Origin of the sequence: Xenophilus arseniciresistens (genome assembly GCF_028023875.1) — a bacterium.
In the GTDB taxonomy this organism is placed as follows: Bacteria; Pseudomonadota; Gammaproteobacteria; order Burkholderiales; family Burkholderiaceae_C; genus Xenophilus; species Xenophilus arseniciresistens.
The window spans coordinates 288827-311364 of sequence record NZ_JAQIPB010000003.1 but is presented as its reverse complement, the minus strand read 5'-3'; the positions used below and the strand labels follow the sequence as shown (position 1 = coordinate 311364).

General features: G+C 68.6%; 19 protein-coding genes. 7 read left to right on the top strand and 12 right to left on the bottom strand.

Features of this window, described 5'->3' with window-relative positions; genetic code table 11:
* Positions 1–61 precede the first annotated feature (61 nt).
* Both PGB34_RS10105 and PGB34_RS10100 read left to right on the top strand, forming a co-directional pair.
* Positions 62–1834 carry a proline--tRNA ligase gene (locus PGB34_RS10105; protein WP_271427952.1) on the top strand — a complete coding sequence of 591 codons (1773 nt, stop codon included), beginning with the start codon at positions 62–64 and terminating at the stop codon, positions 1832–1834.
* Positions 1831–2478, top strand: a complete 648-nt coding sequence (locus PGB34_RS10100) for a lytic transglycosylase domain-containing protein (protein WP_271427951.1) — start codon at positions 1831–1833, stop codon at positions 2476–2478. Before PGB34_RS10105 ends, PGB34_RS10100 begins: the two co-directional genes overlap by 4 nt.
* A gap of 13 nt (positions 2479–2491) precedes the next feature.
* Here PGB34_RS10100 and PGB34_RS10095 read toward each other — a convergent pair whose 3' ends face one another.
* The 6 genes from PGB34_RS10095 to hemA form a co-directional block, all read right to left on the bottom strand.
* Positions 2492–3817 carry a hemolysin family protein gene (locus tag PGB34_RS10095; protein ID WP_271427950.1) on the bottom strand — a complete coding sequence of 442 codons (1326 nt, stop codon included), beginning with the start codon at positions 3815–3817 and terminating at the stop codon, positions 2492–2494.
* Between the two features lie 143 nt (positions 3818–3960).
* Positions 3961–4284, bottom strand: a complete 324-nt coding sequence (gene grxD, locus PGB34_RS10090) for a Grx4 family monothiol glutaredoxin (RefSeq protein ID WP_271428256.1) — start codon at positions 4282–4284, stop codon at positions 3961–3963.
* A 47-nt stretch (positions 4285–4331) separates the two neighbouring features.
* A complete protein-coding gene (locus tag PGB34_RS10085) occupies positions 4332–4649 on the bottom strand; it encodes a hypothetical protein (RefSeq protein WP_271427949.1) in 318 nt (105 codons plus the stop codon).
* A 238-nt stretch (positions 4650–4887) separates the two neighbouring features.
* Entirely contained in the window at positions 4888–5742 is an 855-nt protein-coding gene (prmC, locus tag PGB34_RS10080) for a peptide chain release factor N(5)-glutamine methyltransferase (protein WP_271427948.1), read from the bottom strand.
* Positions 5739–6821 (bottom strand): peptide chain release factor 1, encoded by a 1083-nt coding sequence (gene prfA, locus PGB34_RS10075; protein ID WP_271427947.1) that lies wholly within the window; start codon positions 6819–6821, stop codon positions 5739–5741. The genes prmC and prfA overlap by 4 nt, the downstream gene beginning before the upstream one ends.
* A gap of 90 nt (positions 6822–6911) precedes the next feature.
* The gene (gene hemA, locus PGB34_RS10070; protein WP_271427946.1) at positions 6912–8198 is read right to left on the bottom strand and encodes a glutamyl-tRNA reductase; all 1287 of its coding nucleotides are present in this window, start codon (positions 8196–8198) and stop codon (positions 6912–6914) included.
* 118 nt (positions 8199–8316) lie between these two features.
* Between hemA and PGB34_RS10065 the strand changes: the two genes are divergently transcribed.
* Complete coding sequence (locus tag PGB34_RS10065) at positions 8317–8595, top strand: hypothetical protein (protein WP_271427945.1); 279 nt, start codon at positions 8317–8319, stop codon at positions 8593–8595.
* Between the two features lie 22 nt (positions 8596–8617).
* On the opposite strand, the gene PGB34_RS10060 is transcribed toward PGB34_RS10065, so the two are convergent.
* From PGB34_RS10060 to ugpB, 6 genes are all read right to left on the bottom strand, one after another.
* A complete protein-coding gene (locus tag PGB34_RS10060; RefSeq protein ID WP_271427944.1) occupies positions 8618–11053 on the bottom strand; it encodes a DUF3772 domain-containing protein in 2436 nt (811 codons plus the stop codon).
* Positions 11054–11129: 76 nt separating this feature from the next.
* Positions 11130–11873 (bottom strand): glycerophosphodiester phosphodiesterase, encoded by a 744-nt coding sequence (gene ugpQ, locus PGB34_RS10055; RefSeq protein WP_271427943.1) that lies wholly within the window; start codon positions 11871–11873, stop codon positions 11130–11132.
* Positions 11874–11880: 7 nt separating this feature from the next.
* On the bottom strand, positions 11881–12888 hold the full coding sequence (gene ugpC, locus PGB34_RS10050) for a sn-glycerol-3-phosphate ABC transporter ATP-binding protein UgpC (RefSeq protein ID WP_271427942.1): 1008 nt from the start codon (positions 12886–12888) through the stop codon (positions 11881–11883).
* A 46-nt stretch (positions 12889–12934) separates the two neighbouring features.
* The gene (ugpE, locus tag PGB34_RS10045) at positions 12935–13783 is read right to left on the bottom strand and encodes a sn-glycerol-3-phosphate ABC transporter permease UgpE (protein WP_271427941.1); all 849 of its coding nucleotides are present in this window, start codon (positions 13781–13783) and stop codon (positions 12935–12937) included.
* Positions 13784–13823: 40 nt separating this feature from the next.
* Positions 13824–14705 carry a sn-glycerol-3-phosphate ABC transporter permease UgpA gene (gene ugpA / locus PGB34_RS10040; RefSeq protein ID WP_271427940.1) on the bottom strand — a complete coding sequence of 294 codons (882 nt, stop codon included), beginning with the start codon at positions 14703–14705 and terminating at the stop codon, positions 13824–13826.
* Between the two features lie 146 nt (positions 14706–14851).
* Positions 14852–16174 carry a sn-glycerol-3-phosphate ABC transporter substrate-binding protein UgpB gene (gene ugpB / locus PGB34_RS10035; RefSeq protein ID WP_271427939.1) on the bottom strand — a complete coding sequence of 441 codons (1323 nt, stop codon included), beginning with the start codon at positions 16172–16174 and terminating at the stop codon, positions 14852–14854.
* Positions 16175–16470: 296 nt separating this feature from the next.
* Here ugpB and serA point away from each other — a divergent pair, with 296 nt between their 5' ends.
* From serA to PGB34_RS10015, 4 genes are all read left to right on the top strand, one after another.
* Entirely contained in the window at positions 16471–17700 is a 1230-nt protein-coding gene (gene serA, locus PGB34_RS10030; RefSeq protein ID WP_271427938.1) for a phosphoglycerate dehydrogenase, read from the top strand.
* Between the two features lie 93 nt (positions 17701–17793).
* Positions 17794–21663, top strand: a complete 3870-nt coding sequence (locus tag PGB34_RS10025) for an FAD/FMN-binding oxidoreductase (RefSeq protein WP_271427937.1) — start codon at positions 17794–17796, stop codon at positions 21661–21663.
* On the top strand, positions 21660–22094 hold the full coding sequence (locus PGB34_RS10020; RefSeq protein ID WP_271427936.1) for an HIT family protein: 435 nt from the start codon (positions 21660–21662) through the stop codon (positions 22092–22094). Before PGB34_RS10025 ends, PGB34_RS10020 begins: the two co-directional genes overlap by 4 nt.
* The gene (locus PGB34_RS10015; protein ID WP_271427935.1) at positions 22094–22522 is read left to right on the top strand and encodes a DUF971 domain-containing protein; all 429 of its coding nucleotides are present in this window, start codon (positions 22094–22096) and stop codon (positions 22520–22522) included. Before PGB34_RS10020 ends, PGB34_RS10015 begins: the two co-directional genes overlap by 1 nt.
* The last annotated feature ends 16 nt before the right edge of the window (positions 22523–22538 follow it).

Genomic DNA, 22538 nt, shown 5'->3' with positions numbered 1-22538 from the left:
CCCAAGGGCCGTGTGAAAAACGGCCCTTTGTCTTTGAGTTCGCGACCCCGCCGCCCCCTTCATGAAAGCCTCCAGATTCCTCGTCTCCACCCTCAAGGAAGCCCCGGCCGACGCCGAAGTGGCCAGCCACCGGCTGATGACCCGCGCCGGCATGGTCAAGAAGCTGGGCGCAGGCATCTATACGTACATGCCCATGGGCCTGCGCGTGATCCGCAAGGTGGAAGCCATCGTGCGCGAGGAGATGAACCGCGCCGGCGCCATCGAACTCACGATGCCGGTGGTGCAGCCGGCCGAGCTCTGGCAGGAAACCGGCCGCTTCGACAAGATGGGCCCGGAGCTGCTGCGCATCAAAGACCGGCATGAGCGCGACTTCGTGGTGCAGCCCACCAGCGAAGAGGTGGTGACGGACATCGCGCGCCAGGAGATCCGCAGCTACAAGCAACTGCCCAAGAACTTCTATCAGATCCAGACCAAGTTCCGCGACGAGCGGCGTCCGCGCTTCGGCCTGATGCGCGGCCGTGAGTTCATCATGAAGGACGCCTACAGCTTCGACCGCGACATGGCCAGCGCCAAGGCGAGCTACCAGGTGATGGCCCAGGCCTACCGCGCCGCCTTCGACCGCTTCGGCCTGCGCTACCGCGCCGTGGCAGCCGATAGCGGCGCCATCGGCGGCGACCTGAGCGAAGAGTTCCAGGTGATCGCAGCCACGGGCGAGGACGCCATCGTCTACTGCCCCGACAGCGACTATGCGGCCAACATGGAAAAGGCCGAGGCGCTGGCACCGGCCGGCGCGCGCCCCGCGGCCGCCGCTGCGCTGACGAAGACGCCTACCCCCGGCAAGGCCACCTGCGCCGACGTCGCCGAGCTGCTGGGCGTGCCGCTGGCCACCACCGTCAAGTCGCTGGTGCTGGCCACCGACCTGCTCGACGAGGCGGGCAACATCAAGGGCGCCCAGGTCTGGCTGCTGCTGCTGCGCGGCGACCACGACATGAACGAAGTCAAGGTCGGCAAGCTGCCGGGCCTCGAAGGCGGCTATCGCTTCGCGACGCTGGCCGAGATCGAGGAACACTTCGGCTGCAAGCCCGGCTACCTCGGCCCGCTGAACCTGAAGAAGCCCGTGAAGCTGGTGGCCGACCGCGAAGTGGCCGTGATGGCCGACTGGATCTGCGGGGCCAACGAGCCCGACTTCCACATCACCGGCGTCAACTGGGGCCGCGATCTGCCCGAGCCCGAACTGGTGGCCGACCTGCGCAACGTGGTGGCGGGCGACCCCTCGCCCGACGGCAAGGGCGTGCTGGCCATCGAGCGCGGCATCGAAGTGGGCCATGTGTTCTATCTGGGCACCAAGTACAGCAAGGCCATGAACGCCACCTTCCTTGAGGAAGACGGCAAGCCGCGCTTCCTCGAGATGGGCTGCTACGGCATCGGCATCACGCGCCTGCCGGCAGCGGCCATCGAACAGAACCATGACGAGCGCGGCATCATCTGGCCCGACGCCATCGCGCCTTTCACCGTGGTGCTGTGCCCCATCGGCATGGACCGCAGCGAGGCCGTGAAGGCCGAGGCCGAGCGCCTGTACGCGCAACTGCTGGCTGCGGGCGTGGACGTGATCCTGGACGACCGCAACGAGCGCCCCGGCGCCATGTTTGCCGACTGGGAGCTGATCGGCGTGCCGCACCGCCTGACCATCGGCGACAAGGGCCTGAAGGACGGTGTGCTGGAGTACCAGCATCGCCGCGACGCGGCCGCCACCAAGGTGCCCGCGGCCGAAGCCTTCAGCTTTCTGCAGGCAAAGCTGTCGCAGGCCGCGCCTGCGGCCTCCGCGGTGGCATGAATGCGCTGACGCGACGGCGCTGCCTCTTCGGAGGCGCTGCACTGTCGCTGGCAGGCGCCTGGCCCTCGCAGGCCCTGGCGGGCGCGCAGCTGGAGGAGCCGATGGCCGATGCAGTGCGCAGTGCGCTGTCGGCCGCCATCCGCAACGCGGCGCCCCCGGTTCCCGAATTCGACGACACTGAATCGCGGCTGCGCTACCTGCGCTGGCTGGGCGCGATGGGCGATCGCATCCACCGCAAGGTCCCGGACCGGCGCGAGCGGCTGGAGCTGCTGCAGACCATCTGGTACGAATCGCGCCGCGCCGGGCTGGACGTGAGCCTGGTGCTGGGCCTGATACAGGTCGAAAGCAACTTCCGCAAGTTCGCCGTTTCCAGCGCGGGCGCGCGCGGGCTGATGCAGGTGATGCCCTTCTGGACCCGCGTCATCGGGGACGGCGACCCCAGCACGCTGTTCAAGATGCAGCCCAACCTTCGCTTCGGCTGCCAGATCCTGCGCCACTACCTGGACCGCGAGCGCGGCGATCTGTTCCTGGCCCTGGGCCGCTACAACGGCAGCCGCGGGCGCGCGCCCTATCCGAACGCGGTCTTCGCCAACCAGCGCAACTACCGCTTCGACGACCGCGCACCGACCGGCATCGCCGGCTGAGCGCGGCCACCGATCAGGCGGGCCTGGCCGGCGTGCCCGGCGCTGCGGCGGGGCCGCCGCGCGTGACCATCACCTGGTCGATGCGGTGGCTGTCCACGTCCATCACTTCGAAAGTGAAGCCGCCCCAGCTCACGCTGTCGGTGCGGCGCGGCACGCGGCGCAGCATCACCATCAGGAAGCCGGCCAGCGTCTCGTACTCGTCGGCGTGCGGCAGCTCGTCGATGTCCAGCGCGCGCTGCACGTCGCCGATGGGCGTCACGCCATCGACCAGCCAGGAGTTCTCGTCGCGCCGCATGATCTGCGGCTCCTCGTCCACGGTCTGGACCAGGTCGCCCATCACGGTGCTCATCACGTCGTTGAGCGTGATCACTCCCACCACCAGGCTGTATTCGTTCACCACGATGGCGAAGTCCTCGCCGGCCAGGCGGAACTGCTCGAGCACCTCGGTCAAGGTCAGCCGGTCGGGGATGACCAGCGCCTTGTGCAGCGGCAGGCCCTTGTCGAACTGAAGTGGCTGGCCCGAGAGCACGCGGTGGAACATGTCCTTGGCATCCACGTAGCCCAGCACATGGTCGATGTCGCCTTCGCACACCGGGTAGGCCGAGTAGGGCGCTGCCACGATGCGCGCGCGCAGCACCGACTCCGGGTCGTCCTTGTGCAGCCAGGCGATGCGGTCGCGGCTGGTCATCACGCTGCTGACCAGGCGCGTGTCCAGCTCGAACACATTGGCGATCACCTGCTGCTCGCGCGCGGCCAGCACGCCGGCCTGGGCGCCGGCCTCGGTCATGGCCAGGATGTCGGCCGAGGTGATGGTGTCCTCGCGCTGCATGGGCAGGCCCAGCAGCCTGAACAGGCCGTCGGTGCTGCGCATGAACAGCCACACCAGCGGTTTGAGCACCGTGATGCACAGCTGCATCGGCCCCACCAGCCGCATCGCCAGCTGCTCGGGGTTGTTCATGCCCAGGCGCTTGGGGAAGAGATCGGCGAAGACCAGGAACACGGCCACGATGCAGATGAACGACGCGCCAAAGGCCAGCTGCTGCGCCAGTGCCGGTGCCACCCAGACCTCGAAGAGCAGCGCGAAGTAGGGGGTCAGCGCGCCTTCGCCCACCACGCCGCCCAGGATGGCGATGGCATTGAGGCCGATCTGCACCACGGTGAAGTAGTGGCCTGGCTGCTCCTGGATCTGCATCACCTTCTGCGCGCGCGTATCGCCGTCGTCGGCCAGCTGGCGCAGGCGCAGGCGCCGCGCGGCGGCCAGCGAAATCTCGGCCAGCGAGAAGAAGGCGCTGGCGGCGATCAGGGCGGCGATGAGGAGAAGGCTTTGGGTCAGCGTCATGGCGGGTGTGCAGGGCCCGTCGGATGCACACCGGCCGAGCATAGCGCTGGGCCGGGGCCTTCAAGGCTCATCACGCGGGCGCAAAAAAGGGCAGCTCCGCCTGGGCTGCCCTTGCGTGCGACCAGGCTTGCGCTCTGGGTCGCTCAGGCGGTCTGGGTCAGCACCTGCTGCAGCTCGCCCGACTCGTACATCTCCATCATGATGTCCGAGCCGCCGATGAACTCGCCCTTGACGTAGAGCTGCGGGATGGTGGGCCAGTTGCTGAATTCCTTGATGCCCTGGCGGATCTCGGCGTCGTCCAGCACGTTCACGGTCTTGACGGTCTTCGGGTCCACGCCGCAGGCCTTGAGGATCTGGATGGCACGGCCCGAGAAGCCGCACATGGGGAAGCTGGCGCTGCCCTTCATGAACAGCAGGATTTCATTGCTCTGGACGAGTTCGGCTATGCGTTGCTGGACGTCGCTCATGGTGGTTCCTTCGCTCATGTTGGCGGGGGGAAGAAGTTGGGGCGTAATTATTTCACTGATGACACAGTCTGGCCCGACGCGGGCCTTCTCGGGTCATCCGCACTGTCTCCGGCCGCGTCTTCCTGCCAGCGGCCATGGTGCAGGAAGAGGTGGTGCATGGCTTCGCGCACGATCAGCAGGCCGATGGCGAATTCCGGTGTATCGGGCACGCCGGCCTGGGCTGCCGGGCGGCCCAGGGCCAGGTCCGACAGGCGGCTGAAGGCGGCCTCCACGGCCGCGAGGTCGAAGGCAGGCCCGACCAGCGCCGCCTGCAGGCCTGCAGGCGCACCCTGCGCGTCCAGCAGCAGGAGCGCGCCGGCCGGCATTGGGGCGCCAGCGGCATCACCGCGTCTTCGATGGACTCGATGGCGCCCTCCAGCGCCAGCGCGCGCGGCGGACGGGTGAAGCGGTGCGCCTGCCGCAGCGCGTCCACCCCGATGGGCAGCGCGCGCAGTTGCGCGGCCCCTTGCGCATCCAGCCAGCGCAGTTGCAGCGCTTCGGCGCCGAAGGCCAGCTGCACGGAGGGAGTGGACGGCGGGGTCGGGGTGGTCGGAGCAGGCGGGTTCATGCGGCCGAGGGTGCCATCCAGCGGCCGCCGCTGCAACGGGCGATGCCCGCCAGGTCCGCCTTTGACTGCACATCGACGAAGCCGCGGTCGTGCAGCAGGGCGCGTACGGCCTCGGCCTGGTCCCAGCCATGTTCCAGCAGCAGCCAGCCGCCGGGCGCCAGGTGGCCGGGTGCGTGCTGCACCAGGTGCCGCAGGTCGTCCAGCCCGTCAGCGCCGCTGGCCAGGGCCTGCGCGGGCTCATGCCGCAATGCGGCCAGATGGGCGTCGCCTTCGGCGATGTAGGGCGGGTTGCTCACGATGGCCTGGTAGTGCGCGGCGGGCGCCCCCGCGAGCCAATGGGCCTGCCTGAAGCGCACCGGCAGGCCCAGGCGCTGCGCATTGGCGCGGGCCACGGCCAGCGCATCGGCGCTGGCGTCCACGGCATCCACGGTGGCGTCGGGGCGCGCCTGCTGCAGGGCCAGCGCGATGGCGCCGCTGCCGGTGCCCAGGTCGAGCACCTGCGGCGCAGCCTGCCCTGCCAGCACGGCCAGTGCCCATTCCACCAGCGTTTCGGTGTCCGGCCGGGGCACCAGCACGCGTGCGTCGACCTGCAGGTTCAGGCCGTGGAACTCCTTGTGCCCCACCAGGTAGGCCAGTGGCTCGCCGCCCGCACGCCGGGTACACAGGGCGCGATAGGCCTCGGCCGCGGCGGCGGGCAGGGCGTCGGTGTCGTGCGCCAGCAGCCAGGCGCGGTCGTGCGGGGCGCGGCCCAGCGCATGCAGCAGCAGCATCTGTGCGTCCAGCCGGTCCAGGCCCAGTGCACCGGCGCCGGCCAGCGCCTGCGCCAGCGTCGGTTCCGTGGCCGGGCTCATGCAGCGTTTTCCAGCTCGGCCAGCAGTTCGGCCTCGCGCGCGGCGCGCAGCGCGGCCAGCACCTCGCCCAGATCGCCTTCCATGATGGCCAGCAGCTTGTAGAGCGTGAGGTTGATGCGGTGGTCGGTGAGCCGGCCCTGCGGGAAGTTGTAGGTGCGGATGCGGTCGCTGCGGTCGCCGCTGCCGATCAGGCCCTTGCGCATCGCCGCTTCCTTGGCGGCGCGCTCGCTGCGCTCCTTCTCCTGCAGCCGGGCCTGCAGCACCTGCAGCGCCTTGGCCTTGTTGGCGTGCTGGCTGCGTCCGTCCTGGCATTCGGCCACGATGCCGGTGGGCAGGTGCACCACGCGCACGGCCGAGTCGGTCTTGTTGATGTGCTGGCCGCCCGCGCCGCTGGCGCGGAAGGTGTCGATGCGCAGATCGGCGGGGTTCAGCGTGATGGCCTGGGTCTCGTCGGGCTCGGGCATCACGGCCACGGTGCAGGCGCTGGTGTGGATGCGGCCCTGCGTTTCGGTGGCCGGCACGCGCTGCACGCGGTGGCCGCCCGATTCGAAGCGCAGCGCGCGGTACACGTCGGGGCCCTCGATGCGCAGCACGATTTCCTTGTAGCCGCCGATCTCGTTCTCGCTCGCGCTCATCACCTCCACGCGCCAGCCCGCGTTGGCCGCGTGGCGCGTGTACATGCGCGTGAGGTCGCCCGCGAACAGCGCCGATTCATCGCCACCCGTGCCGGCGCGGATTTCCATGAAAGCGTTGCGCGCGTCGTCGGGGTCCTTGGGCAGCAGCAGGCGCTGCACTTCGTCTTCGAGCTGCAGCAGCTCGGCCTGCGCGCTGGCGATTTCCTCCTGCGCCATTTCGGCCATGTCGGGGTCTGAGAGCATGTCGCGCGCGCCCATCAGGTCCGCTTCGCGTTGCTGATAGCGCGCCCAGCGTCCGGCCACGGCCGTCACCTCGGCATGTTCCCTGGCAATGGCGCGGTACTGCGCCATGTCGGCCATGATGTCCTCGCGCGAGAGCAGGAAGTCCAGCTCCTTGAGGCGTTCGGCGTGGCGTTCGAGTTGGTGGCGGAGGAAGTCTTTCAAGGCAGGCGCGGGGAGAAAACCAGAGGCGCGCCCGGCAGCAGGCGCGAGGGGTGCGCACCGCGGCGGCGGCACGCGCGGGCGGCAGCGCCGCTAACGCTCCTTGCGCAGGAACAGGCGCGACACCGTCTGCGCGGTCTGCTCGCGCGATTGCGCGTCACCCGCGTGCAGTTCGGCCAACGCGCCGTGCAGCATCTTCTGCGTGAGGCCGCGCGACAGCGCCTCCATCACGGCTTCCACGTCGTCGCCGCGCGCCAGCAGCTTGCGCGCGCGGGCCAGCTCGGCCTGGCGCCAGACGTCGGTCTGGGCCTGCAACTGCTGGATCAGCGGCACGATGCCGCCCGTGGGGCTGCGCTGGTCCAGCCAGTGCATGAAGCTCTGCACGCCCGCGTCGATGATGGTCTCGGCCTCGGCCACGGCGGCCTGGCGGCTGGCCTCGCCCTGGCGCACCACATGGGCCAGGTCGTCCACGGTGTAGAGGTACACGTCCTCGAGCTGCTTGACCTCGGGCTCGATGTCGCGCGGCACGGCCAGGTCGACCATGAACATGGGCCGGTGCTTGCGTGCCTTGAGCGCGCGCTCCACCGCACCCAGGCCGATCAGCGGCAGCGTGCTGGCCGTGCAGCTGACGACGATGTCGAACTCGTGCAGCCGCGCAGGCAGGTCGGCCAGGCGCATCACCTCGGCGCCAAAGCGCGCCGCCAGCTTCTCGCCGCGGTCCAGCGAGCGGTTGGCAATGGCGATGCGCGCCGGCTGCCGGGCCGCGAAGTGCGTGGCCGCGAGGTCGATCATCTCGCCCGCGCCCACGAAGAGCACGCGCGTTTCCTGCAGCTTCTCGAACAGCTGGCTGGCCAGGCGCACGGCCGCGGCGGCCATGCTGATGGAATGGGCGCCGATCTCGGTGGCGCTGCGCACTTCCTTGGCCACGGCGAAGGAGCGCTGGAACAGCTGGTTCAGCGTGCTGCCCAGGGCGCCGGCGGTCTCGGCCGCGCGCACGGCGTCCTTCATCTGGCCCAGGATCTGGGCCTCGCCCAGCACCATCGAATCGAGCCCGCTGGCCACGCGGAAGGCGTGCCGCGCGGCCTGGTCGTCGGCCAGCGCGTAGGTGTGGGCGCGCAGCAGCGCGGGCGAGACGCCGCCGCTTTCGGCCAGCCAGCCCACCGTGTGCTCCAGGGCCGGCTGCGCGGCGGCGCAGTAGATCTCGGTGCGGTTGCAGGTCGAGAGGATGGCGGCCTCCACCTCCGGATGGCCGTCGCTGCGGCCCATGCTGCTGCGCAGGCTTTGCAGGGTGGGGGCGAGCTGGTCGAGGGCGAACGCAAAACGACCGCGCAGATCGAGCGGCGCGGTCGTGTGGTTCAAGCCAAGGGCCCAGACTGCCATGGGGCCGGATTATAAAATTCGCCGCCATCTGCGGGCCGGGGGTGGGCGATTCGTCCCTGCACGCGGCGCTGCTGCCGTTTCTGCTGCCCCTTTTCTCGAGCGCGACAGACGCTGCGCCATGTCCTTTCTTGACCTGATCAACCACCTGCTCAATTTCGTCGCGCCGGCCCTCTTCGTGGCGCTGGGGCTGAGCGCGGCCGCGCGCTGGCTGATCCGGCGCACGCCGGGCCAGATGGCCTGGTGGAAGCAGTGGGTCGTGCTCAGCGCAGCCGGTGCGCTGGTGCTGTTGCTGGGCCTGATCCTGCTGGGCCGCGACGGCCGCATGGGCAGCTATGCGGCGCTGGTCGTCGTCTGTGCCACCGTGCAGTGGCTGCTGCTGCGCGGCTGGAAGCGCTGACCAGGAGAGGGGCGGCCGCCCGTCACCCGGGCTGCGGCTGCGCCGGCCGCGTGTCCATCACCAGCGTGGGGCTGGCCATGGCGATGCCTTCCTTGCGGAACTGGTCCAGCATGGTGAACAGCAGATCGCTTCTCACCCCGCCGGCCACGCGCGGGCTGCTGACGTAGGCGATGGCCTGGAAGATCAGCATGCCGTTCTCGACGCCCTCCAGCGACAGCGAGGGCGCGGGCGACTGGAGCACGCCCGGGTGCTCGGCGCAGGCGGCCAGCATCAGTTCGCGCACGCGGTGGGCGTCGGTGTTCAGCGGCATGGGCAGGCGGATCAGCACCCGGCCCTCGGCGTTGGCCAGCGTCATGTTGCGCACGGACTTGGTGATGAACTCCGAGTTGGGCACGATCAGCGTGGAGCGGTCGCCCAGCTGGATCTCGGTGGCGCGCACATTGATGCGCTTGACGTCGCCCTCGGTGGTGCCCAGCACCACCCAGTCCCCCACCTTCACGGGCCGCTCGGCCAGCAGGATCAGGCCCGAGATGAAGTTCTGCACGATGGCCTGCAGTCCGAAGCCGATGCCCACCGACAGCGCGCTGGCGATCCAGGCGATGCGGTTGATGCCGATGCCCAGCGCCGACAGCGCCAGCGCCACCACCAGCACGGCCCCCACATAGCCCAGCAGGGTGCTGATGGAGGTCTGCATGCCCGATTCGAGCGCGGTGGTGGGCAGGTAGCTTTCGCGCAGCCAGCGCTTGAACACGCGCAGCGCGATGAAGCCGGCGACCACCACGCCGATGGCCGTGAACAGCGCCGCCGGAACGATCTGGAATTCGCCGATGGTCAGGCCGGTGCCGAACTTGCCCGCGCGCTCGAAGACTTCGCCCGGCCCCGTGCCCAGCGGTGCGACCAGCGCGATGACCATGTAGAAGAACAGGGCCACGCGCGCCAGGGCCGAGAGCACGACGGCGGCCTGGTCCAGGGTGGCCGGCGCAAAGCCGAAGCTGGCCTGCAGCCGCTGGCCCAGGCTGCTGCGCGCCGACACCAGGGCCATGAACAGATCGTCGGCGGCCTTGAACAGCACGTAGAAGGCCGCTGCGACCAGGCCGGTCCAGGTGAGCTGCCCCGCCGCCAGGCTGGCCAGCGCCACGTAGCCCGAGGCCACCAGCGCAAGGATGACCACCAGGGCCAGCGAGACGCCCCCGATCAGCAAGGCAATCCACAGCGGCCGTTCGGCCACGGCCGGTGATGCCGGGGCCGGCGCGCCGCCTTCGGCGCTGGCTGCCGCCGGCGCCGCGGGCGCCCGGGGCTGGCGCAGGCACAGCAGCATGGCCACGATCAGCAGCACCAGCGCCACGGCGGTGAAGGCATGGGTGGTGAGGATGGCGGCGAAGCTCGCGTCCACCAGCGCGTTGACCTGCGATGGCAGCCACACCACGGCGCCGATCAGGGCCGTGAGCCAGGGAAAGGGCGCCAGCCGCAGCGCCAGCGCGTCCGGAATCGGCGGCAGCCGCCAGGAGGGCCGGTTGTTGGCCAGCAGCGCGCGCCCCAGGCTGGCCACAAAGGCCATGAACAGCAGCGATTCGTCGGCCGTGCGCAGCAGCTTCTGGCTCAGCGGGCCGAGGATCTCTCGCGACTCGAGCTGCTGCAGCAGCCCCCACAGCCCCAGCGCGACGATGAACAGGTTGGCCGTGACGATGGCCACGATCAGCAGCGAGCGCCGCAGCCGGCCGCCCGGCAGCAGGCGCTGGGCCAGCACCACCAGCGCGCGCTCGGCCAGCAGGTTGCCGGCGGTGATCAGCAGGCCGGCCAGCGCCAGCGCCCACAGCAGCGCAGCCCGGTTGTCGGGCTGGCCGGCCAGCGCCCAGGCCTGGGCCAGCTCGGTGCGCAGCGGCTGCAGGCGCGCCAGGTCGGCCGACCAGGCCAGCCGCAGGTCGTTCCAGAAGGTGCGGCCCAGCGGCGAGGGCGCGCGCTCGGTCAGCCGGGCCTCGAACAGCGCGCGCTGCTGGCCGCGGATGTCGGTGGCGCGCTGCTGGGTGTCCACCAGCAGCAGCCGCGCGAGCCGGATGTCGGCGTCGACGCCGTTGCGCTCGCGCACCAGCGTCGCGCGCTGGCGCGTGATGTCGGCGTCTTCGGTGCCGCCCGCGGCCGGGGCCTCGCCCAGCTCGCCCAGGCGCGCATTGAGGTCATTGAGATGCGTGGTGCGCGCTGCGATGAAGCTCTGGGCCTGCAGGCCGATGTCGGCCAGCGCCGCCAGCAGGGCGCGCGCGTCGTCGCTGGTGTCTGCGGAGGCCGGCAGTTTCTCCAGCGACTGGCGCAGCCCGCCCAGGTCCACCTCGGGCTCGGTCGGACGCGGGGCGGCGCCGGCCGGCAGCGCCACGGCGGCGGTCTGGGCGAAGGATGAGGGCGGCAGGCTGACGAACAGCCACAGGCCCAGCAGGGCCGCCAGGGCAATGCGGAAGGAGCGCATCCGGGCAATCATAGGCAGGCCGCGGACGCGTCCGGTGCAGGAGGACGGCGCGCGATGCGGCCTGCGCCGGGTCGCGTCAGCCGGCCGGGCTGAACAGGTCCACGCGGTCCGTGATGATGCCGTCGGTTTCCAGCGCGATCAGGCGCTGGGCGGCCCAGTCGTCATTGACCGTGTAGCTGAGCTGGCGCAGGCCGGCCTGGCGCGCGCGGGCCACCGTGGCGGCGTCCCACAGCGCGTGGTTGCAGACGATGGCCACGCAGTCCAGCCGCAGCGCCTCTTCGAGCCAGCCTTCGCGCAGGCTGTCCAGCAGCAGGGCGCGCGGCAGTTGCGGCGCAGCGCTGCGCGCGGCGGCCAGCGCCTCGGGCTTGAAGGACGACAGCAGCGGCGGCACGCTCGCATCGGCCCACAGCTGCGCGGCTTCGCGTGCGACGGCGGCGCCGGTCTCGTGCTCGGTGCCCGGCGTGGGCTTGATCTCGATGTTGAGCAGATGGCCGTTGGCCAGGCACCAGCGCGCCAGCGCGGCCAGCGTGGGCAGCGGCTCGCCGGCCCAGCGGCGCGAATGCCAGGCGCCCGCATCGAGCTGCGAGAGCGCCTGCCAGGGCTGCGCGCCGCCGACGCCGCGGCCGCTGGTGGTGCGCTCCAGCGTGGCGTCGTGCATCAGGAAGACCACGCCGTCGCTGCTGAGCTTGGCGTCGCATTCGAACATGCGGTAGCCGTGTTCGGCGCCCAGACGGAAGGCGGGCAGGGTGTTCTCGGGCGCCAGCCGGCCGGCGCCGCGGTGCGCGATCCAGCGCGGGTAGGGCCAGGGTTTCACGGCCATGCTTTCGTCATTCCACGCGCTTGCCGGAGCCGGCATCGAACCAGTGCAGGCGATCCGGCCGGGCCGCCATGCGCACGGTGGCGCCCACGGCGGGCGCGCCCTGCGATTCGTCGGCGCGCATGATGATCTGCTCGTCGCCGACGCGGCCGTAGATCAGCCGCTCGGCGCCCAGCAGTTCCACCTGCTCGACGTTCACGCTCCAGCCCGAGTCGTCCAGCGTGAGGTGCTCGGGCCGGATGCCCAGGATCTGGCCGGGCCGCACGCCCGGCGCGTTGCGCAGCAGGTTCATGGGCGGCGAGCCGATGAAGCTGGCCACGAAGGTGGTGGCCGGGCGGTTGTAGACCTCTTCGGGCGTGCCGAACTGGTCCATCACGCCGGCGTTCATCACGATGATGCGCTGCGCGAGCGTCATGGCCTCGACCTGGTCGTGCGTGACGAACAGCGAGGTGATGCCCAGCTCGCGATGCAGCTTCTGGATCTCCAGGCGGGTCTGCGCGCGCAGCTTGGCGTCCAGGTTCGACAGCGGCTCGTCGAAGAGGAAGACCTGCGGCTGGCGCACGATGGCGCGGCCCATGGCCACGCGCTGGCGCTGGCCGCCCGACAGTTCGCGCGGCTTGCGCTCGAGCAGGTGGCCCAGCTCCAGAATCTTGGCGGCCTTGTCCACGCGCGCGCGGATCTCTTCCTTGGGCACCTTCGCGATCTTCAGGCCGTAGGCCATGTTGTCGAAGTTCGACATGTGCGGATACAGCGCGTAGTTCTGGAACACCATCGCGATGTCGCGCTGGGCGGGCTCCAGGTCATTGACCACGCGCGCGCCGATCGCGATCTCGCCGGCGCTGATCTCCTCCAGGCCCGCGACCATGCGCAGCAGCGTGGACTTGCCGCAGCCCGAGGGGCCCACGATGACGACGAACTCGCCGTCCTTGACCTCGGCGCTCACGCCGTGGATCACCTGGTTGGCCTTCGGGCCTTTGCCATAGCGCTTGATGACGTTGCGGAAGGAAAGAGCTGCCATGAGGAATGTCTTGTTGTGCGGGGGGAGTGCGACGCCTTGTGCCCGTTTACTTCTCTGTGTCGACCAGGCCCTTGACGAACCACTTCTGCATGAGCATGACCACCAGCGCGGGCGGCAGCATGGCCAGCAGGGCCGTGGCCATGATGATGTTCCAGTCGTTGGCGGCCTCGCCGCCGGCCAGCATGCGCTTGATGCCGATCACCACGGGGTACATGTCTTCCGAAGTGGTCATCAACAGCGGCCACAGGTACTGGTTCCAGCCGTAGATGAACTGGATCACGAACAGCGCCGCGATCGAGGTGCGCGACAGCGGCACCAGCACGTCCTTGAAGAAGCGCATGGGACCGGCGCCGTCCACGCGTGCGGCCTCCACCAGCTCGTCGGGCACCGTCAGGAAGAACTGGCGGAACAGGAAGGTGGCCGTGGCCGAGGCGATCAGCGGCAGGGTCAGGCCGGCATAGCTGTTGAGCAGGCCCAGGTCGGCCACCACCTTGTAGGTCGGCAGGATGCGCACTTCCACCGGCAGCATCAGCGTCACGAAGATGGCCCAGAAGCACAGCATCTTGAACGGGAAGCGGAAGTAGACGATGGCGAAGGCCGACAGCAGCGAGATGGCGATCTTGCCCACGCTGATGACCATGGCCGTGACGAAGCTGATCCACATCATGCGCGCCACGGAGGTGTTGAAGCCTTCCTTGCTGCCACCGAAGAGCGCGGCGCTGTAGGTGTTCCAGAAGTTGTCGCCCGGCAGCAGCGGCATGGGCGCCTGCACGATGGCGTCGGGCTGGTGCGTGGAAGCCACGAAGGCCAGATAGACCGGGAAGGCCACGATCAGCACGCCGAGGATCATCACGGCGTGCGACAAAACGGTGAGCCAGGGGCGGCGGTCGATCATGCTTGCGCTCCGCGCGAAGGGTTGAAGGCGGCGGCGAACATCAGTATTGAACCTTCTTCTCGACGTAGCGGAACTGCACCACCGTGAGGGCAATGACGATCATCATCAGCACCACGGATTGCGCGGCCGAGCCGCCCAGGTCCAGGGCCTTGAAGCCGTCCTGGTAGACCTTGTAGACCAGGATGGAGGTGGACTGGCCCGGGCCGCCGGCGGTCATCGCGTCGATGATGCCGAAGGTGTCGAAGAAGGCGTAGACCACGTTGATCACCAGCAGGAAGAAGGTGGTGGGCGACAGCAGCGGCAGCTGGATGCTCCAGAACCGGCGCCAGGGGCCGGCGCCGTCGATGGAGGCGGCCTCGATCAGCGACTTTGGAATGGATTGCAGGCCCGCCAGGAAGAACAGGAAGTTGTAGGAGATCTGCTTCCACACCGACGCGATGACGATCATGGTCATGGCCTGGTCCTCGTTCATCAGGTGGTTCCAGGTGTAGCCCCACTTGGCCAGGTACCAGGTCGCGATGCCGATGGAGGGCGAGAAGATGAACACCCACAGCACGCCGGCGATGGCCGGTGCCACGGCGTAGGGCAGGATCAGCAGCGTCTTGTAGAGCATGGCGCCGCGCACGATGCGGTCGGCAAAGATGGCCAGGGCCAGTGCCAGGCAGATGCCGCTGACGGCCACCAGCACCGAGAACAGCGCGGTGGTCTGGAAGGAGGCGAGGTAGCCGGCGTCGTTGAAGATGCGCTGGAAGTTCTCCAGGCCCACCCACTCGCGGCTCATGCCGAAGGCGTCTTCCTGCTGCAGCGACTGCAACAGCGCCTGGCCCGCGGGCAGGAAGAAGAAGATGCTGATGATGAGCAGCTGCGGCAGCAGCAAGGCCCAGGGCAGCCATTTGGAACGGAAGAGGACGCGTTTTTCCATGTCTTCGAATCAGCGCTTGCGAGCCGGCGGCTTGTCAACAAACGGAAGGCGGCGCCGAAGCGCCGCCCAGGGGTGGCGCATTGTCTGCGATGCGCGCACCCCGTCCACGATGTGCAGCGCGCATGCTGCGCGCTGCCACCGCGGCCTTACTTCTTGCCGCCGTTGGCTGCCTCAAAGCGCGCCAGCAGTTCGTTGCCACGCGAGACGATGGCGTCCAGCGCGTCCTTGGGGGCCTTCTTGCCGGCCCACACCTGCTCGAGTTCCTCGTCCTCGATGGTGCGGATCTGCACGTAGTTGCCCAGGCGGATGCCGCGCGACTTGTCGGTGGTCTTGCGGATCATCTGCGTCACGGCCACGTCGGTGCCGGGGTTCTTCTGGTAGAAGCCCGACTTGTCGGTCAGGTCGTAGGCGGCCAGCGTGATGGGCAGGTAGCCCGTGCGCTGGTGGCTGGCGGCCTGCACCTTGGTCTGCGACAGGAAGTTGAAGAACTCGGCCACGCCCTTGTACTCGGCGGGCTTCTTGCCGGCCATGACCCACAGCGAGGCGCCGCCGATCACGGTGTTCTGCGGCGCACCCTTCACGTCGGGGTAGTAGGGCAGGGCGGCCAGGCCGTACTTGAACTTCGCGTTCTTGGCCACGTCGCCGTAGAAGCCCGAAGAGGTCTGGATCATGGCGCATTCACCCGAGGTGAACGAAGCCTGCGCGTCCGAGCCGCGGCCCTTGTAGACGAACTCACCGGCCTTGGCCGCCGCCGCCAGGTTCTCGATGTGCTTGACGTGCAGCGGCGAGTTGATCTTCATGCGCGCCTTGTAGCCGTCCTTCGACAGGCCGTTCTGCTCGGTCGCGAACTCCACGTTGTGCCAGGTCGAGAAGCTCTCGAGCTGGGTCCAGCCCTGCCAGGCCAGCGTCATCGGGCAGCTGTGGCCGCTGGCCTTGAGCTTCTTGGCGGCTTCGAAGACTTCGGGCCAGGTGGCGGGGGCCTTGTCGGCATTCAGGCCGGCCTTGGCGAAGGCGTCCTTGTTGATGTAGAAGATGGTGGTCGAGCTGTTGAAGGGGAAGCTCAGCATCTGGCCGTTGGGCGCCGTGTAGTAGCCGGCCACGGCGGGGATGTAGCTGGACGGATCGAAGGCCTTGCCGGCATCGGTCATCACCTTGGCCACGGGCACGGTGGCGCCCTTGCTGGCCATCATGGTGGCCGTGCCCACTTCGAAAACCTGCAGGATGTGCGGCGCGTTGCCGGCGCGGAAGGCCGCAATCGCGGCGGTCATGCCTTCGGTGTAGTTGCCCTTGAAGGTGGGCACCACCTTGTATTCCTTCTGGCTTTCGTTGAACTGGCGGGCGAGGTCGTTGACCCACTCGTTGTTCACGGCGGTCATCGAATGCCACCACTGGATTTCGGTCTGGGCCTGGGCCGGAATGGCGATCGTGGCGGCCATGGCGGTGGCCAGGGCGAGCAGGGGGGTGCGCATGGGGAACTCCTCGGCTAAAAAACAAAAGCGCGAATGCTAGGTTTCGTTTGTGACAAAACCGCGTCGTTGTCTCACGCCGTTGTAATCGTTTCCAAGCGGGGAAACCCTTCGCTGTCGATCATGGGGGCGGCACCTCCGTGCATGCCCGCACTGCCATCGTGTCCTATGCGCCATGCTAGGATCAATTTCCATTCGCATTTGCCCCCATTTGCCCGCATGCGCCTGCCGTCATCCGGGCCCTGGCGTGCGCGGCATGCGCCGACAAGAACCTCTCCCTGGCCTTCGAAGGTACGCTGGTGAACAAGACCTCTCTCGACAAAAGCAAGATCAAGTTCCTGTTGCTGGAGAACATTCACCCGTCCGCCGAAGCACTGATCCGCGCTGCCGGCTATTCCCAGATCGAGACGCTGCCGCGCGCGCTGCAGGGCGAGGAGTTCAAGGCCAAGCTGGCCGACGTGCATTTCCTGGGCATTCGCTCGCAGAGCAAGCTCACGGCCGACGTGCTGGCCGCAGCGCCCAAGCTGGTGGCCGCCGGGTGCTTTTGCATCGGCACCAACCAGGTCGATCTGAACGCGGCCCGCGAGCGCGGCGTGGCGATCTTCAACGCGCCGTACTCCAACACCCGTTCGGTGGCCGAGCTGGTGCTGGCCGAGGCCATTTTGCTGTTGCGTGGCATCCCGGCCAAGAACGCGCTGGTGCATCGGGGCGGCTGGATGAAGTCGGCGGCCAATTCGCACGAGATCCGCGGCAAGACGCTGGGCATCGTGGGCTACGGCTCCATCGGCACCCAGCTGTCGGTGCTGGCCGAAAGCCTGGGCATGCAGGTGGCTTTCTATGACGTGGTCACCAAGCTGCCGATCGGCAACGCGCGCCAGGTGCCGGCGCTGCATGAGCTGCTGGCCCAAAGCGACATCGTGAGCCTGCACGTGCCCGAGAGCGAATCCACCAAGTGGATGATTGGCGCCCCCGAATTCGCGGCCATGAAGCAAGGCGGCATCCTCATCAATGCGGCGCGCGGCACGGTGGTCGACATCGATGCGCTGGCGCAGGCCGTGAAGTCGGGCAAGCTCTGGGGCGCGGCCATCGACGTGTTCCCGGTCGAGCCCGGCAGCAACAACGAGGAGTTCCAGTCGCCGCTGCGCGGGCTGGACAACGTGATCCTGACGCCGCACATCGGCGGCTCCACGATGGAGGCGCAGGCCAACATCGGCACGGAAGTGGCCGAGAAGCTGGTCAAGTACAGCGACAACGGCACCACCATCAGCAGCGTGAACTTCCCCGAAGTGGCGTTGCCAGCCCACCCGGGGCGCCATCGCCTGCTGCACATCCACCGCAACGTGCCGGGCGTGCTGTCGGCCATCAACCAAGTGTTTGCAGACAACCAGATCAACATCCTGGGCCAGTTCCTGCAGACCCATGGCGACGTGGGCTACGTGGTGGTGGACGTGGATGCTGCCTCCTCGCAACTGGCGCTGGAGAAGGTGGGCCAGGTGCCCGGCACGATCCGCACGCGCGTGCTTTTCTAAGCCTCAAAGCCCCGCGGCGGCAGCCCAGCCGTCGCGCGAATAAAATTCCGGCCCCGGTTGAGGGCGCGTGGTGCCCTGCCGCGGTGCCCCACGATGAATGCCCCGACCACATTGACGGCCCTGCTCACGCACACGGCCGAGCCCGCGCGACTGCGCGAGATTCCGTACAACTACACCAGCTTCTCGGACCGGGAAATCGTCATCCGCCTGCTGGGCGAGCGTGGCTGGTCCCTGCTGCAGAGCCTGCGCGACGAGCGCCGCACCGGCCGCTCCGCCCGCATGCTGTACGAGGTGCTGGGCGACATCTGGGTGGTGCAGCGCAACCCCTACCTGATCGACGACCTGCTGGACAACCCGCGCCGCCGCGCGCAGCTGGTCGAGGCGCTGGGCCACCGCCTGGCCGAGGTGCAGAAACGCCGCACGCCGCAGGACGATCCGCAGCGCGATGCGCTGGTGGGCGAACTCAGCGAGCTTGCGCAGCGTGCCGTTGCCGCCTTCGACCGCTCCTTCGACGAGGTGGCTGCGCTGCGCCGCCAGGCGCGCAAGGTGCTGGGCCGGCTCACGGCCAAGGACAACATCAAGTTCGACGGCCTCTCGCGCGTGGCCCACGTGACCGACGCGACCGACTGGCGCGTGGAGTACCCCTTCGTCGTGCTGTGCCCCGACACCGAGGCCGAGATGGCGCGCCTGGTGGCCGGCTGCATCGAGCTGGGCCTGACCATCATCCCGCGCGGCGGCGGCACCGGCTACACGGGCGGCGCCATCCCGTTGACCTGGAAGAGCGTGGTCATCAACACCGAAAAGCTCGAGGCCATGACCGAGGTGGAGATGCGCGAGCTGCCGGGCCTGGAAGGCCAGCAGGTCCCCACGATCTGGACCGAGGCCGGCGTGGTCACGCAGCGCGTGGCCGACGCCGCCGAGCGCGCGGGATTCGTGTTCGCGGTCGACCCGACCTCGGCCGAGGCCTCCTGCGTGGGCGGCAACGTGGCCATGAACGCGGGTGGCAAGAAGGCCGTGCTCTGGGGCACGGCGCTGGACAACCTCGCTTCGTGGCGCATGGTGACGCCGCAGGCGCAGTGGCTGGAAGTCACGCGCGTGGGCCACAACCTGGGCAAGATCCACGACGCCGAAAGCGCCGTGTTCGAGCTGCAGTACTTCGCCGCCGACGGCAAGACGCCGCTGCGCACCGAGCGCCTGGAAATCGCCGGCAAGACCTTCCGCAAGGAAGGCCTGGGCAAGGACGTGACGGACAAGTTCCTCTCGGGCCTGCCGGGCATCCAGAAGGAAGGCTGCGACGGCCTGATCACCAGCTGCCGCTGGGTGGTGCACCGCATGCCGGCGCACACGCGCACCGTCTGCCTCGAATTCTTCGGCAACGCGAAGGACGCCGTGCCCTCGATCGTCGAGATCAAGGACTTCATGTTCGCGGAACAGAAGCGTTCGGGCGTGCTGCTGGCCGGCCTGGAGCACCTGGACGACCGCTACCTCAAGGCCGTGGGCTACGCCACCAAGAGCAAGAAGCATGGCGGCCTGCCCAAGATGGTGCTGTTCGGCGACATTGCGGGCGACGACGCCGACGCGGTGGCGCGCGTGACCAGCGAAGTGGTGCGCATCGCCAATTCGCGCTCGGGCGAGGGCTTCATCGCCATCAGCCCCGAGGCGCGCAAGAAGTTCTGGCTGGACCGCAAGCGCACGGCCGCCATCAGCCGCCACACCAACGCCTTCAAGATCAACGAAGACGTGGTGATCCCGCTGCCGCGCATGGCCGAATACACCGATGGCATCGAGCGCATCAACATCGAGCTGAGCCTGCGCAACAAGATCGCGCTGGCCAATGAACTGGAAGCCTTCCTCGCGCGGGGCAACCTGCCGCTGGGCAAGACCGACGACGCGCACGAGATCCCCACGGCAGAGCTGCTCGAAGGCCGCGTGCAGCAGGCCATCGCGCTGGTGCGCGAAGTGCGTTCGCGCTGGATGAGCTGGCTGGGCGACGTGCAGGCGCTGTTCCCGCAGCTGCAGGACCATTCCTTGCGCGCGAGCTGGCGCACCGAGCTGAAGGCGCCGCTGGCCAAGATCTTCTCGGGCGCCGAGTTCGAGCCGATCCTGGCCGAATGCAACGCCATCCACCAGCGCGTGCTCAAGGGCCGCGTGTGGGTGGCCCTGCACATGCACGCGGGCGACGGCAACGTCCACACCAACATCCCCGTCAACAGCGACAACTACGAGATGCTGCAGACCGCCCACGAAGCGGTGGAGCGCATCATGAAGCTGGCGCGCAGCCTCGACGGCGTGATCTCGGGCGAACACGGCATCGGCATCACCAAGCTGGAGTTCCTGTCGGACGAGGAACTGGCGCCCTTCGCGCGCTACAAGCAGCAGGTGGACCCCGAAGGCCGCTTCAACCGCGGCAAGCTGCTGCGCGACGGTTCGCACCCGCTGTTCGCCGACCTGACCAGCGCCTATACGCCCAGCTTCGGGCTGATGGGGCACGAGTCGCTGATCATGCAGCAGAGCGACATCGGCGCCATCGCCGATTCGGTCAAGGATTGTTTGCGCTGCGGCAAGTGCAAGCCGGTGTGCGCCACGCATGTGCCGCGCGCCAACCTGCTCTACAGCCCGCGCAACAAGATCCTGGCCACCTCGCTGCTGGTGGAGGCCTTCCTGTACGAGGAGCAGACGCGCCGCGGCGTGTCGCTCAAGCACTGGGAGGAGTTCGAGGACGTGGCCGACCACTGCACCGTGTGCCACAAGTGCCTCACGCCCTGCCCGGTGAAGATCGACTTCGGCGATGTGTCGATGAACATGCGCAACCTGCTTCGCAAGATGGGGCAGAAGAGCTTCCGGCCCGGCAACGCGGCCGCGATGATGTTCCTCAACGCCACCAACCCGACCACCATCAAGGCCATGCGCACCGGCATGGTCGAGGTCGGTTTCAAGGCGCAGCGCCTGGCGCACGACCTGCTGCGCCCCGCGGCCAAGAAGCAGACCGCGCATCCGCCGGCCACCCTGGGGCGCGCGCCGCTGAAGGAAGAGGTGATCCACTTCGTCAACAAGAAGATGCCCGGCGGCCTGCCCAAGAAGACGGCGCGCGCGCTGCTGGACATCGAGGATGCGGACTACGTGCCGATCATCCGCAACCCGAAGGCGACCACGGCCGAGACCGAGGCGGTCTTCTACTTCCCCGGCTGCGGCTCGGAGCGGCTGTTCAGCCAGGTCGGGCTGGCCACGCAGGCCATGCTCTGGCACGCGGGCGTGCAGACCGTGCTGCCGCCGGGCTACCTGTGCTGCGGCTATCCGCAGCGCGGCTCGGGCCAGTTCGACAAGGCCGAGAAGATGATCACCGACAACCGGGTGCTCTTCCACCGCGTGGCCAACACGCTGAACTACCTGGACATCAAGACCGTGGTGGTCAGCTGCGGCACCTGCTACGACCAGCTGCAGGGCTACCAGTTCGACAAGATCTTCCCGGGCTGCCGCATCATCGACATCCACGAGTACCTGCTGGAGAAGGGCGTGAAGCTGGAGGCCAACGCCTCGGCCTACCTGTACCACGACCCCTGCCACACGCCCATGAAGCTGCAGGACCCGATGAAGACCGTGAAGTCGCTGGTGGGCGAGCAGGTGCTCAAGAGTGATCGCTGCTGCGGCGAATCGGGCACGCTGGGCGTGAGCCGGCCCGACATCTCGACGCAGATCCGCTTCCGCAAGGAAGAGGAACTCAAGAAGGGCGAAGCCGCGCTGCGCGCCAAGGCGGGCCTGCCGGCCGAGCAGAACCTCAAGATCCTCACCAGCTGCCCCAGCTGCCTGCAGGGCCTCTCCCGCTACGGCAATGACCTGAACAACGGCCTGCTCGAAGCCGACTACATCGTGGTCGAGATGGCGCGCCAGATCCTCGGTGAGGACTGGATGCCGCAGTATGTGGAAGCGGCCAACCAGGGCGGCATTGAACGGGTGCTGGTGTGACCTGCCCTTTGTGCGACACCCTCGGCGGCCGGCTGGTCTATCAGGGCCGGGCCTTTCGCGTCATCCATGCCGACGAGGCGGGCTTCCCCGCCTTCTACCGCGTGGTCTGGCAATCGCATGTGGCCGAGTTCTCTGAGCTGGCGCCGGCCGAACGCGTGCGTTGCATGGAGGCTGTGATGGCCGTCGAACTCGCGCTGCGCAACACGCTGGCACCGCGCAAGATCAACCTCGCGGCGCTGGGCAACATGGTGGCGCACCTGCACTGGCATGTGATCGCGCGCTTCGAGCAAGACAGCCACTTTCCGTCCCCGGTATGGGCCGCTGCGCAGCGTGCGCGCGACGCCGCGCTGGAGGCGCGCGTGGCCGCCGCACTGCCCGCAGCCGAAGCGGCGATGATCGAGGCCCTTCAAATGCTCGAGAACCCTTCCTGATGGCAGGTCTGCAAGCCGGCGCCCCGACGCCGCAATCCATCACCGTCCACAGCGCCTCGCGCGTGCTCGAAGTCGGCTTTTCCGATGGCGCGGTGTTCCGCATTCCTTTTGAGCTGATGCGCATCTGCTCGCCCTCGGCCGAAGTGCAGGGCCATGGCCCGGGCCAGGAAGTGCTGCAGACCGGCAAGCGCGAGGTGCAGATCGTCGACCTGCAGCCCGTGGGCAACTACGCCGTGCAGCCGCTGTTCAGCGACGGGCACGAGAGCGGCATCTATTCCTGGGATCTGCTCTACCAGCTCGGCGCGCGCCAGGCCCAGCTGTGGGCCGATTACGAGCGCCGCCTGGCCGAGGCCGGCGTGGACCGTGACGCCCCCATGCCCGCCAGACGCGCGGCTGGCGGTGGTGGCAGCTGCGGTCATTCGCACTGACGCATTCCCTTCTTCC

Excerpts from the sequence above, each read along its gene's own strand:
- PGB34_RS10105 (WP_271427952.1), top strand. The coding sequence starts at position 62 with ATGAAAGCCTCCAGATTCCTCGTCTCCACCCTCAAGGAAGCCCCGGCC.
- PGB34_RS10100 (WP_271427951.1), top strand. The coding sequence starts at position 1,831 with ATGAATGCGCTGACGCGACGGCGCTGCCTCTTCGGAGGCGCTGCACTG.
- PGB34_RS10095 (WP_271427950.1), bottom strand. The coding sequence starts at position 3,817 with ATGACGCTGACCCAAAGCCTTCTCCTCATCGCCGCCCTGATCGCCGCC.
- grxD (WP_271428256.1), bottom strand. The coding sequence starts at position 4,284 with ATGAGCGACGTCCAGCAACGCATAGCCGAACTCGTCCAGAGCAATGAA.
- PGB34_RS10085 (WP_271427949.1), bottom strand. The coding sequence starts at position 4,649 with ATGCCGGCCGGCGCGCTCCTGCTGCTGGACGCGCAGGGTGCGCCTGCA.
- prmC (WP_271427948.1), bottom strand. The coding sequence starts at position 5,742 with ATGAGCCCGGCCACGGAACCGACGCTGGCGCAGGCGCTGGCCGGCGCC.
- hemA (WP_271427946.1), bottom strand. The coding sequence starts at position 8,198 with ATGGCAGTCTGGGCCCTTGGCTTGAACCACACGACCGCGCCGCTCGAT.
- PGB34_RS10065 (WP_271427945.1), top strand. The coding sequence starts at position 8,317 with ATGTCCTTTCTTGACCTGATCAACCACCTGCTCAATTTCGTCGCGCCG.
- PGB34_RS10060 (WP_271427944.1), bottom strand. The coding sequence starts at position 11,053 with ATGCGCTCCTTCCGCATTGCCCTGGCGGCCCTGCTGGGCCTGTGGCTG.
- ugpQ (WP_271427943.1), bottom strand. The coding sequence starts at position 11,873 with ATGGCCGTGAAACCCTGGCCCTACCCGCGCTGGATCGCGCACCGCGGC.
- ugpC (WP_271427942.1), bottom strand. The coding sequence starts at position 12,888 with ATGGCAGCTCTTTCCTTCCGCAACGTCATCAAGCGCTATGGCAAAGGC.
- ugpE (WP_271427941.1), bottom strand. The coding sequence starts at position 13,783 with ATGATCGACCGCCGCCCCTGGCTCACCGTTTTGTCGCACGCCGTGATG.
- ugpA (WP_271427940.1), bottom strand. The coding sequence starts at position 14,705 with ATGGAAAAACGCGTCCTCTTCCGTTCCAAATGGCTGCCCTGGGCCTTG.
- ugpB (WP_271427939.1), bottom strand. The coding sequence starts at position 16,174 with ATGCGCACCCCCCTGCTCGCCCTGGCCACCGCCATGGCCGCCACGATC.
- PGB34_RS10025 (WP_271427937.1), top strand. The coding sequence starts at position 17,794 with ATGAATGCCCCGACCACATTGACGGCCCTGCTCACGCACACGGCCGAG.
- PGB34_RS10015 (WP_271427935.1), top strand. The coding sequence starts at position 22,094 with ATGGCAGGTCTGCAAGCCGGCGCCCCGACGCCGCAATCCATCACCGTC.